The organism is Bradyrhizobium sp., assembly GCF_047605465.1.
Lineage (GTDB): Bacteria > Pseudomonadota > Alphaproteobacteria > Rhizobiales > Xanthobacteraceae > Bradyrhizobium.
The window spans coordinates 1-9,565 of record NZ_JASGFS010000108.1 but is presented as its reverse complement, the minus strand read 5'-3'; the positions used below and the strand labels follow the sequence as shown (position 1 = coordinate 9,565).

At 65.9% G+C, this 9,565-nt stretch carries 13 protein-coding genes; 4 read left to right on the top strand and 9 right to left on the bottom strand.

Going from position 1 to position 9,565, the window contains the following annotated elements; genetic code table 11:
* Nucleotides 1–249: 249 nt before the first annotated feature.
* Nucleotides 250–516 carry a hypothetical protein gene (locus QM712_RS35420; RefSeq protein WP_415027792.1) on the top strand — a complete coding sequence of 89 codons (267 nt, stop codon included), beginning with the start codon at nucleotides 250–252 and terminating at the stop codon, nucleotides 514–516.
* On the opposite strand, the gene QM712_RS35415 is transcribed toward QM712_RS35420, so the two are convergent.
* Nucleotides 513–758, bottom strand: a complete 246-nt coding sequence (locus QM712_RS35415) for a helix-turn-helix domain-containing protein (RefSeq protein ID WP_415027791.1) — start codon at nucleotides 756–758, stop codon at nucleotides 513–515. The genes QM712_RS35420 and QM712_RS35415 overlap by 4 nt on opposite strands.
* 253 nt (nucleotides 759–1,011) lie before the next feature.
* Complete coding sequence (locus QM712_RS35410; protein WP_415027790.1) at nucleotides 1,012–1,779, bottom strand: SDR family NAD(P)-dependent oxidoreductase; 768 nt, start codon at nucleotides 1,777–1,779, stop codon at nucleotides 1,012–1,014.
* A 111-nt stretch (nucleotides 1,780–1,890) separates the two neighbouring features.
* On the opposite strand from QM712_RS35410, the gene QM712_RS35405 reads away from it, so the two are divergent.
* Nucleotides 1,891–2,376, top strand: coding sequence for a J domain-containing protein (locus tag QM712_RS35405; RefSeq protein ID WP_415027789.1), 486 nt, complete (start codon nucleotides 1,891–1,893; stop codon nucleotides 2,374–2,376).
* A 27-nt stretch (nucleotides 2,377–2,403) separates the two neighbouring features.
* Here QM712_RS35405 and QM712_RS35400 read toward each other — a convergent pair whose 3' ends face one another.
* From QM712_RS35400 to QM712_RS35385, 4 genes are all read right to left on the bottom strand, one after another.
* Nucleotides 2,404–3,042 carry a hypothetical protein gene (locus tag QM712_RS35400; protein WP_415027788.1) on the bottom strand — a complete coding sequence of 213 codons (639 nt, stop codon included), beginning with the start codon at nucleotides 3,040–3,042 and terminating at the stop codon, nucleotides 2,404–2,406.
* Nucleotides 3,043–3,136: 94 nt separating this feature from the next.
* Complete coding sequence (locus QM712_RS35395) at nucleotides 3,137–3,388, bottom strand: hypothetical protein (RefSeq protein WP_415027787.1); 252 nt, start codon at nucleotides 3,386–3,388, stop codon at nucleotides 3,137–3,139.
* A 238-nt stretch (nucleotides 3,389–3,626) separates the two neighbouring features.
* Nucleotides 3,627–3,887, bottom strand: coding sequence for a hypothetical protein (locus tag QM712_RS35390; protein ID WP_415027786.1), 261 nt, complete (start codon nucleotides 3,885–3,887; stop codon nucleotides 3,627–3,629).
* 91 nt (nucleotides 3,888–3,978) lie between these two features.
* Complete coding sequence (locus QM712_RS35385; RefSeq protein ID WP_415027785.1) at nucleotides 3,979–4,380, bottom strand: RidA family protein; 402 nt, start codon at nucleotides 4,378–4,380, stop codon at nucleotides 3,979–3,981.
* A 549-nt stretch (nucleotides 4,381–4,929) separates the two neighbouring features.
* Here QM712_RS35385 and QM712_RS35380 point away from each other — a divergent pair.
* Nucleotides 4,930–5,364, top strand: a complete 435-nt coding sequence (locus tag QM712_RS35380) for a hypothetical protein (protein ID WP_415027784.1) — start codon at nucleotides 4,930–4,932, stop codon at nucleotides 5,362–5,364.
* A 242-nt stretch (nucleotides 5,365–5,606) separates the two neighbouring features.
* On the opposite strand, the gene QM712_RS35375 is transcribed toward QM712_RS35380, so the two are convergent.
* Complete coding sequence (locus tag QM712_RS35375) at nucleotides 5,607–6,302, bottom strand: glutathione S-transferase family protein (RefSeq protein WP_415027783.1); 696 nt, start codon at nucleotides 6,300–6,302, stop codon at nucleotides 5,607–5,609.
* A gap of 235 nt (nucleotides 6,303–6,537) precedes the next feature.
* Here QM712_RS35375 and QM712_RS35370 point away from each other — a divergent pair, with 235 nt between their 5' ends.
* Nucleotides 6,538–8,037, top strand: a complete 1,500-nt coding sequence (locus QM712_RS35370; RefSeq protein WP_415027782.1) for an outer membrane protein — start codon at nucleotides 6,538–6,540, stop codon at nucleotides 8,035–8,037.
* 164 nt (nucleotides 8,038–8,201) lie between these two features.
* Here the strand turns inward: QM712_RS35370 and QM712_RS35365 are convergent, their stop codons facing one another.
* Together QM712_RS35365 and QM712_RS35360 are read right to left on the bottom strand one after the other, a co-directional pair.
* On the bottom strand, nucleotides 8,202–8,714 hold the full coding sequence (locus tag QM712_RS35365) for a mismatch-specific DNA-glycosylase (protein WP_415027793.1): 513 nt from the start codon (nucleotides 8,712–8,714) through the stop codon (nucleotides 8,202–8,204).
* A 112-nt stretch (nucleotides 8,715–8,826) separates the two neighbouring features.
* A partial coding sequence (locus QM712_RS35360) for a phosphomethylpyrimidine synthase ThiC (RefSeq protein ID WP_415027781.1) occupies nucleotides 8,827–9,565 on the bottom strand: 739 nt, incomplete at its 5' end.

The following is a 9,565-nucleotide window of genomic DNA, read 5'->3' as shown; positions in this document are numbered from 1 at the left end:
GATGTCCCTGCGGACCCGGCCGACCCGGCTCGCCCTGCCGCCCGCGTGGACCCGGAGGTCCCTGCCGTCCTTGCCGGCTCTGTTCGTCTGCCACGCCACTGCTCCCTCTGCCGAAGCAAATTACTTAGCGGCGTTTCACGACAGCGGCAATTCTGCCCGCGCCGCTCGCCAGGCTTGATCAACATCAATCGGTGTCACGCGACGCCGTGGCACTGCGTGGTGCGAACGCGGCTTGATGGAGATCGCTCGATGAGTGCGGGATGGAAGGTGTTCTGGCTGTCGGCCATCGTCTTCGCCGCAGCCTATGGCCTTGCGCGGCTGCTGGTGCCGGACGTCGTGCCGGTCGGCTATGCCGAGGAGCCGCAGCAGTCGTGGGCGGTGCTGACGGCGTTCGTCCTACGCGCGATCGAGCTGACCGCCGGCTGGGTCGGCGTCATCGCGTTGCTGCTGCTGGCCGGCGCAGGACTGCGCGAGGCGCTTCGCCGCGCGCGGAACGATCGCCGTGTCACGCGCTAGTCATGATAGGCCGGCACGTCGATGCCCGATGCGGCGTAGATCCTGATCTTGTTGCGCAGCGTGCGCACCGACAGGCCGAGCACGCGCGCCGCGCGGGTGCGGTTGCCGTCGCAGCGGGCCAGCGTCTGAAGCACGAGCTCGCGCTCGACCTCTCCGACGGTGGCGCCAATCAGCAGCGGAACGATCTGGTCGGGGGCAAGGAAATGCGCGCCCTGCGGCACCGCGACATGAACAGTGGTCATCGACACACCTCCCGATCAACGCCCGCTTCCATGTTTGGAAGCGGATCGAGAACAAACGACCCCCAAGCCGTACATCTACGGTGGTCGCGTTTGGTTAATGGAAAGTTAACCGGGGGCCTGCGCACCAATTGACCTTGGGATTGCCGCGAAGCTGCCGCGATTGACGTCGGTTGCATATCGAAGCGGGCCTATTCGCGCGCCGCCGAGGCCCGCGATGCGGGCGATGACGGTGCGCGAGCGACGCAGGATGCGTTCACACCGTGCGGTAGCCGCCGTCCACCATCACGATCGTTCCCGTGACGTAGGCCGACAGGTCCGAGGCGAGGAAGATCGCCGGGCCGACGATGTCCTCGGGCTTGCCGGTGCGTGCCAGCGGCGTGTGATCGACGAAGGCCTGCACCAGCGCGGGATTGGTGGCGCGCACATTGGCGTTGATGTTGGTCTCGATGAAGCCCGGCCCGATCGCGTTGACGCGCACGCCTTCCTTGCCGAGCTCGACCGCGAGCGCCTTGGTGAAACCGAGCACGCCGTGCTTCGACGTGGTGTACGCCGCCGAGCTCGGCGTGCGCAGGTGCACGAAGGACTGGATCGAACCGATGTTGACGATGCGGCCCTTGGTTGCGCGCAAGGGGCCGAGGAAGGCCTGCGTCACGTTGAAGACGCCGTTGAGGTTGAGCGAGATGATGTCGTTCCAGTCCTTCGCCACCGTCTCCGTCTCCGCGGTGAAGGCATTGCGGCGCGTGATGCCGGCATTGTTGACGAGGATCGAGACCTGTCCGACCTTGTCGGCGATCTTCTTCGCAAGCGCGAAGCAGTCCTCGCGTTTCGTCACGTCCAGCGCGAAGCTCTCCGCCTTGCCGCCGGCCTTGCCGATCTCCTGCGCGGCCACGGCCACCGTGTCCGCGTTGACGTCGAGCAGCACCACTTGCGCGCCCTCGCGGGCGTAGCCGGCCGCGATCGCCCGGCCGATGCCGGAACCGGCTCCCGTGACGACGGCGATATGGTTTGCAAGCAATGCCATGACATTTTCCTCCCGCATTCGTTTCGAAGTTTCACGAAAGGCTAACTCGAAATTAAGGGGTCGGAAACGGCGGCCTTGGCATACTGATCTCTGTTGCTAAACGTTGCGCGCATGATGGAACGACTTGAATCCTGGAAGCTCGCGCTCGAGCGGCTGCGGTCGGGGCAATCCACCGACTGGACCGAGGCGGGCCGGATCGCGGCCGAGATCGCGCGGATGAGCCCTGACGCCACGCTGCGGCAGGCCGCCGAACAGGCGCTTCCGGTGCTTCGCCAGGCCGCGGAGAACGACGACGACGGGCTCGCACTGGCGGCCCAGCGCCGCATCGGCGTGATCCTGGAGGTCGTCCACGGCCTGACCGCGCCCCGGTTCGGCCGCCGCAACGCCATGCCGAAGAAGCTCTCCAGCGAGGATCGGGCCCGCAAGGTGCTCGGCCTGCCGCTCGCCGTGCAGCTCACCTGCGAGGACATCAACCAGGCCTACCGCCGCGCCGCCAAGGACAGGCATCCCGACCAGGGCGGCAGCGCGGAAGCCTTCATCGATCTCGCCGCCGCGCGTGACCTCCTGATCCATCCCGGCGCCCACAAGGACGCGTGAGAGCGGCAAGCGGGATCGCGCGCGGTCTCAGCTCTTGTTCACGCAGCTCGGATAGGGCGCGGCTTCGCCCGCGACGATCGGACAGAGATCGATCGGGCCGAGATCGCGCAGGCGGGCCTGCCATCTCTCGTCATTGACCGGCGGCGCGTCGCTCGCGGGGCCGCGTTCGGCCCATTGGATGGTGTAGTAGTCGGTCGCGCCCTTCACGGTGATCAGGAGCGCGGTCTCGCTGTGCGGCGTCGGTCCGCTCGCGATGCGGCCGCAGCCGATCACCGCGACGAAACCGTCGAAGCGGCCGAACGTCATGTCACCCAGCGACCTCGCCTGGAAACTGTCGGGACAGGCCGACCTGAAACCGCCGGCGATCACGCCAGCAAACTTCTCGGGCGACACGCCAGGACTGGAAGTGAGGCCCTTCTCGCCGGTCACGGTGATCATCTGGGTCCAGCGTTCGGACGTCTCGCCCCTCGGCACGGCTTCGCGGATGTAACGGCTGCCCTTGGTGGTCTCGAACACCGCGACGAAATTCGAAGGCATCGCGAAGCTGACCAGCTGGCCGAAGATCGGCGAGATCACGCGCAGCGTTGGCGGATACTCCGCCTGCGCCGCGGAGACGAGCGCGAGCGATGCGGCCAGCAAAATTGCCTTCGTCGTCAGCACGCGCATCGATCCGCCTCGAACCTGTGTCGATGTGAAATGCGAGCGGGCAAGGGCGTGGTGCCCTTGCCCGGCTCTTCAGTGTCGTCCGCCGATCGAAATCCTACCAGCTGCAGTGGCCGGCCTTCAACGCCGAGTCCTTCAGCGCGAGCGCGTCGAGGAAGGTCGGAACGGTCGCGCTGACGCGGTGATAGTCGGAAGGCCATGGCGTGGTCGCGATGCTCTCGTCCCAGATCTGGCAGAAGCCGCCGTCCTGCCAGCGGATCAAATGATAGCCGGCCTGGGCCGGGCTGTTGGCAATGAACGCGGCCGCGGCCAGACCGACGGCAGCGCACAGCACGGACATACGACGCATGATCAACTCCTCAAATGAAAGATGGGATGCGCCTCCCGGCAATGACGGGGAGGGTGGTGCGGCACGCATGGGGGATGCGCCCCGGACAAGATGTGAGTAGTTCCGCCGGCCGATCAGGTTCAATGCGCCCGAGAAGCAAATGCGCAAGCGGAAGCCGGAAACACGGCGCCGATCGCGACATGAAGAAGGCGGATCGCTCGCGCGACCCGCCCCTTGCATTCCGGATATGTCGTGCGGCCTAGAGCGTGCAACGGCGCTCCGCGCGCATCTTGATCTGCAGGTCGGAGGCGGCGGTGAAGGTCGGGAGCGGCTTGCTGACGACCTTGTAGGTCGAGGCGCCCCACTGGAACGGCTTGTACCTCAGGTCTTCGTTCCAGACCTGGCAGATGCCGGTGTTGTCCCAGCGGATCACGTAATAGCCGACTTTCGCCGAAGCCGGCACGGCGAACACGGACGAAGCGATGCCGGCGACGGCACAAAGGGCGAGAACGCGACGCATGAAAGAAATCTCCTGATTGCGGTATGGCCGGAAACTGGTGCGGCAAAAGTGCGCAGGTTGCAAGCGGGGCCGGAAGCTGTTCACGGATATGTCAGCCCGAGGTGGACGATCCCTTCGCCAGCGACGCCACCGCCTCGATCTCGATCAGCATCTTCGGATCCGGCAACGCCTGGACCACGCAGGTGGTGCGCGCGGGAAAGGGCGGCGGCCCGAACGCGCCGGCATAGAGCGCGTTCATCGCCGCGACGTCTGAGGCACGCGTCAGCAGCACGTTGACCTTGGCGAGATCGCGCGTGGTGGCGCCGGCTTCCTCCAGCACGCGCTTCACGTTGATGACGACATTGGCGAACTGCGCCTCGAAGCCGTCGGGCAGGGCGCCTTTGGCATCGAAGCCGGGAATGCCGGAGACGAACAGGAGGTCGCCGACGCGCGTCGCAAAGGACAGCGGCGGCGCCTTGACGTTCGGCGGGGGTGCGAAATGCTGGATCGGCATGGGATCACCTCGGATCGGACGACGGGTTCGTGCGCATGAGCCTAGCGGCCTGCGGGAGAGTTGCAATCGTCATCCGGGGAAGCGGCGCGGGGCTCGGACTTAAATCGCGAAAACAACCCCATGCACAGTAGCAATGTCTGGCGAAACCGGATTTCGGGAAAACGAAATGTCGATTGACCCGTCGGGCAAAACACCGGCAGGATGTCAGGATGGGACGCGCGAACGCGGGCGTGGAAGTGCGATCCTCGCTCGTCTCACCCGTGCGCCGGGAGAGGCTGGAATCGACCCGCCCCCGTCATTGCGAGCGCAGCGAAGCAATCCAGACTGTGTTTGCGGAAAGACCCTGGATCGCTTCGTGGCGCCTGTGATCGGGCCGCGCCTTGCGCGGACCCGTTGTCTCGCCATCACGGGAACGCAGGTCTTCCGGGAGGTCAAACCCATCGCGCCAGCCGACGCCACCCACCCCATCATTTTGCCGCCCCGATCCATCGGGTAGATTCAGCCGGTCTGATTCGATCCTGCCTTGAAAAATAGCCCCGGAGACGCCCCATGAAGATCGCATCCACCTTTCGCGCCGCGCTCGTCGCCATCGCCGCTCTGGCCGGCCTCTCGACCGCGGCGCAGGCCGACGGCGGCACCGTGGTGCTGACGATCTACAAGGCGGGCTGGATCATCGGCGGCTCGGGCGGCTCGGGCGTTCTGAACTTTCGCGGTCGCTCCTACTCGCTCTCCACCGGCGGGCTCGATTACGGCCTGGTCTTCGGCGGTTCCAAGACCGTGCTGCGCGGCCGCGTCTCCAACATCAACCGTCCCTCCGACGTTGCCGGCGTCTATGGCGCCGCCGGTGCCGGCCTCGCCGTCGGCCGTGGCGCCCGCGCCATCGTGCTGACCAACCAGAAGGGCGCCGTGCTGGAACTGACCGGCACCCAGGTCGGCCTGATGGCGAACGCGGATCTGAGCGGACTCGCGATCACGATGCGGTAGGACGCGACGCTGAGGGTGGGCAAGGGCATATTCGCGCCGTGCCCACACCTTGCCTCCGCGAGCACAGACCTCATCCTGAGGAGGCCGCGGAGCGGCCGTCTCGAAGGATGGCCGCAGCGACATTTGGGCCTTCATGGTTCGAGACGGCGCTTCGCGCCTCCTCACCATGAGGGTTTTCACACCGAGCGTGTTGAGAGCGAGGATACACGGCGCTAGTGCGCCTTGGTCTGCCTCGCTGTGATCTAAGCTTCTGTCACCATCGCATGAACCCGCTCGCAATGCGCGACGAGGTTCGCTTTCGCGTCGACGAGCGCCTTCAGCGGCGTCGGGATCGGAAAGTAGTGGATGTTCGCGATGAAGCCGTAGATGCCGGCATCGATGCTGGTCGGCGCCGTGCCGTGGACGAATCCCTCCGCGGGCACGATCTCGGCCAGCACCTGCAGATCCGACAGGCCGCGCGCATAGGCTTCGTCCGGCGCGTAGCGGCCGATGCCCTGGAAATGATAGCGCTGCGCGTTGTAGGCCTTCGCCTTCTCGAATCCTTCGGCATTGATCTGCGGATGCTGCGCGATGAAGCCGTCGCGGAACGCGGGATAATAGCGGTCGTCCTTCCAGCGCGAATACGACATCACCCAGTAGAGATCGTCCAGCATGCGCGTCACGAGGTGATTGGTGCGGCGCTGGGACAGTGAAAGCGCGGCATCGATGGTCAGGCGATATTTCGCGATCGTGCGCGCGATGATGGTCTCGCTGTCGCCGATGGTCTCGCCGTCGTCCACGATGTACGGCAATTGCCCGCGCGGCGCCGCGGAGGCATCGAACAGATGCTCGTGCACGAATGGCACGCCGGCGAGCTTCAGGAAGGCATAGACCTTGAGGCCATAGCCGTTGTTGTCGGCGACACCGAACAGTTCCGGGTAGGAATAGAGGGTCAGCATGATCGCTCCCTTGCCGGCGCGGCTGCTTCTGCGTGGAGTCGTATCGCCGCCGTGGCGCGCTTGCAACAGTCTGGTCCCTTTCTCGGCGACGTCCTTCGATCGGAGGACGCTCGACATCGCCCGTTCGACGTATGGGATTCGGAGTGAAGCTCCAGCGCCAGGGCCCGAGATGCGACGTTCGCCGATCCGCCGACAGAAGCCGATCTTGCCGTGTGCAGCGGCGATCCTGGCGGGAATGTCTCTCGCAGGCCCCGCGCGCGCGGCGGACCTCGCGTCCTTCACCAAGGCGCCCCCGCTTGCCGCGTCGTCGTGGACCGGATTCTACGCCGGACTGGGGCTTGGCTTGCGATCGACCCGGTCCGATCTCACCAGCACGTCTGCGGATCGGGATGGTCCCTTCGACCTCAGCGGCGCCGTCATCACCCAGCCTTTCGACGGCACGGGATTTCGCGTCAATCCCTATGCCGGCTACAACTGGCAGGTCGGTTCAGGCTGGGTCGTGGGCGTCGAGGGGGATGTCGGCTTCGGCGACCAGGCAACGACGCTCCACGGCTTCACCTACGGGCCGTTCTTCGGCTGGTCCACCTACCAGGCCGACAGTCTCTCGGTCAGAACGTCCTGGGATGCGAGCCTCCGCGGCCGCGCCGGCTTTCTGCTGACGCCGGCGACGCTGCTCTATGCCACCGCCGGCCTCGCCTGGCAGCATTACGACATCACCTCGACCTGCGTGTCGCTTTCCTGTAACGACGCGACGCCGGCGGTGGTGTCGAGCGCCACGACCAGAACCGGCTGGACGCTGGGAGCCGGACTCGAAACCGCGCTGACGGGCAACTGGCTGCTGCGCGCCGAATATCGCTATGCCGATTTCGGCAGCGCGCCGTTCGCGATCGCGCGCATGGCCAACCCAGCGCCCGTCACCGAAACCTTCGATGCGAAGCTTGCGACGCACACCGCGAGCGTCGGTCTCGCCTACAAGCTCGGCGAGCCCGTCTCGGCAAGCCGCTCGCATCCGATGGCGGCGCAGGCCGCGATGCTGCCGTCCTGGACCGGGGCCTATGTCGGCCTCGGCCTCGGCGCGCGTGCCACGCGAACGGACATGATCGCGAGGTCGGAATCGGTTGGCGACTTCGCGTTCGATCTCACCGAGCGCGCCAACACGCGGCCCTTCGACAACGTCGCATTCCGCGCCAGTCCCTATGCCGGCTATCTCTGGCAGGTCGCGCCGCAATGGACCGCGGGCGTCGAGGGCGATGTCGGCTTCGCCGATCGCACCACCATACGCGAGGGTTTCACCAGCATCTTCCTCGCCGACTCCCAGTCGCCGGGGGAGAGCCTGTCGGTCCGCAGCCGCTGGGACGCGTCCCTGCGTGCGCGGCTCGGCTATCTCGTGAATCCGCGGACCATGATCTACGCGACCGGCGGCCTCGCATGGCAGAATGTCGAGCTGACCTCGACCTGTACCAGCCGCCCCTGCACCGGCTTCTTCGCGCTGTCTCCGGGCGTGATCAGATCGTCAACCACGAAGACGGGATGGACGGTCGGCGGCGGCCTCGAGACCGCGCTGTGGGGCAATTGGCTGGCGCGCGCCGAATACCGCTATGCCGATTACGGCAAGACCAGCTTCACAACCGCGCGGTCGAGCACCAACCCGGACTTCAATCCGTCCGTCAACGTCTGGGACGTCGCCATGCGCGCGCACCTGGCGACGTTCGGGCTGGCGTACCGGTTTCAGTGAACTCCTGCTGTCGTCCCGGCGAAGGCCGAGACCCATACCGCGTGATCCATCGGTCACAGTTGGTAGAAGTACCGAACGAGGAATCTTCGCCAAACTCCTGCCTGGGGTTATCGGTCCCGGCTCTCGCCGGGACGACGGCGGAGTATGTGGCGCGCACTGATCCCCTACGAGCCGATCCATTTCGCAAGCTCGCGCCACGGCTCCAGCGTCCAGTGGCCCGACGCGGCACCCGACGGCGACGGCAGCACGAAGATCTCAGGCAGGGTTGCATCGCGCGTTTGCCGCCCCAGCAAAATCCCGCTCGACGGCCTGCCATAGAACAGGCTCGCCGCCTTCTTGCTCGTGAACGCGACAGTCTTCGGCCGATACTTCTCGATCTTTGCCCGGAAGCCGGGCACATCGATCGTCTCCGCCGCGATCTGGTGATCCATCCCCGCGCCCGACTTTGAGAGATCAGTGAAGCCGATCCCAAGCTCGATCAGCGATGCGAACTCGCCCGGCTGATAGCGCCGCGGCGTGATCCCGGCCTCATGGATCGCGCGCCAGAAGCGGTTGCCGGGATGGGCGTAGTAATGCCCGACCTCGGCCGAGCGCGTCGAGGCGGCGGTGCCGACGAAGACGAGGCGGAGATTGGGGCGGAGCTGGTCGGGGAGGCGGTGGGAGGCGGTCACGGGCAGATCAATCGGCAAGCCCGGATGTTGCTTCGCTCATCCGGGCTGAGTTTGCCGATCTCGTCGTGTGGCCAACCACGGGGACGACGTCTGCCGTCCCCGTCGATTCCAAGACGTCTCACAACGCCTTGTTGCTCTCCTTCACTTTCTCCGCATCCAGATAAACGCTGCTCCCCATTTCCTTGAACTTCGCGCTCATCTGCTTCATGCCGTCTTCGGCGGTGCCGCTCATCGACATGCCGATGCTGTTCGGGTCGTTCAGCGTCGCGGCGTAGTCGCGGACGTCCTGGGTGATCTTCATCGAGCAGAACTTCGGGCCGCACATCGAGCAGAAATGCGCGACCTTGTGGGCTTCCTTCGGCAGGGTCTCGTCGTGGAAGCTCTTGGCGGTGTCCGGATCGAGGCCGAGGTTGAACTGGTCGGTCCAGCGGAATTCGAAGCGGGCACGGGAGAGGGCGTCGTCGCGCAGTTGCGCGGCGGGATGGCCCTTGGCGAGATCGGAGGCGTGGGCCGCGATCTTGTAGGTGATGACGCCGGTCTTGACGTCGTTGCGGTCAGGCAGGCCGAGATGCTCCTTCGGCGTGACGTAGCAGAGCATGGCGCAGCCGAACCAGCCGATCATGGCGGCGCCGATGCCCGAGGTGATGTGGTCGTAGCCCGGCGCGATGTCGGTGGTCAGCGGTCCAAGCGTGTAGAACGGCGCCTCGCCGCACTCCTTGAGCTGCTTGTCCATGTTGATCTTGATCTTGTGCATCGGCACGTGGCCGGGGCCCTCGATCATGACCTGGCAGCCCTTGTCCCACGCGATCTTGGTGAGCTCGCCGAGCGTCTCCAGTTCGGCGAACTGGGCGCGGTCG

Coding starts and splice junctions, on each gene's coding strand:
- QM712_RS35410 (WP_415027790.1), bottom strand. CDS start 1,779: ATGGCATTGCTTGCAAACCATATCGCCGTCGTCACGGGAGCCGGTTCC.
- QM712_RS35390 (WP_415027786.1), bottom strand. CDS start 3,887: ATGCGTCGCGTTCTCGCCCTTTGTGCCGTCGCCGGCATCGCTTCGTCC.
- QM712_RS35385 (WP_415027785.1), bottom strand. CDS start 4,380: ATGCCGATCCAGCATTTCGCACCCCCGCCGAACGTCAAGGCGCCGCCG.
- QM712_RS35400 (WP_415027788.1), bottom strand. CDS start 3,042: ATGCGCGTGCTGACGACGAAGGCAATTTTGCTGGCCGCATCGCTCGCG.
- QM712_RS35380 (WP_415027784.1), top strand. CDS start 4,930: ATGAAGATCGCATCCACCTTTCGCGCCGCGCTCGTCGCCATCGCCGCT.
- QM712_RS35370 (WP_415027782.1), top strand. CDS start 6,538: ATGTCTCTCGCAGGCCCCGCGCGCGCGGCGGACCTCGCGTCCTTCACC.
- QM712_RS35405 (WP_415027789.1), top strand. CDS start 1,891: ATGATGGAACGACTTGAATCCTGGAAGCTCGCGCTCGAGCGGCTGCGG.
- QM712_RS35375 (WP_415027783.1), bottom strand. CDS start 6,302: ATGCTGACCCTCTATTCCTACCCGGAACTGTTCGGTGTCGCCGACAAC.
- QM712_RS35415 (WP_415027791.1), bottom strand. CDS start 758: ATGACCACTGTTCATGTCGCGGTGCCGCAGGGCGCGCATTTCCTTGCC.
- QM712_RS35420 (WP_415027792.1), top strand. CDS start 250: ATGAGTGCGGGATGGAAGGTGTTCTGGCTGTCGGCCATCGTCTTCGCC.
- QM712_RS35395 (WP_415027787.1), bottom strand. CDS start 3,388: ATGCGTCGTATGTCCGTGCTGTGCGCTGCCGTCGGTCTGGCCGCGGCC.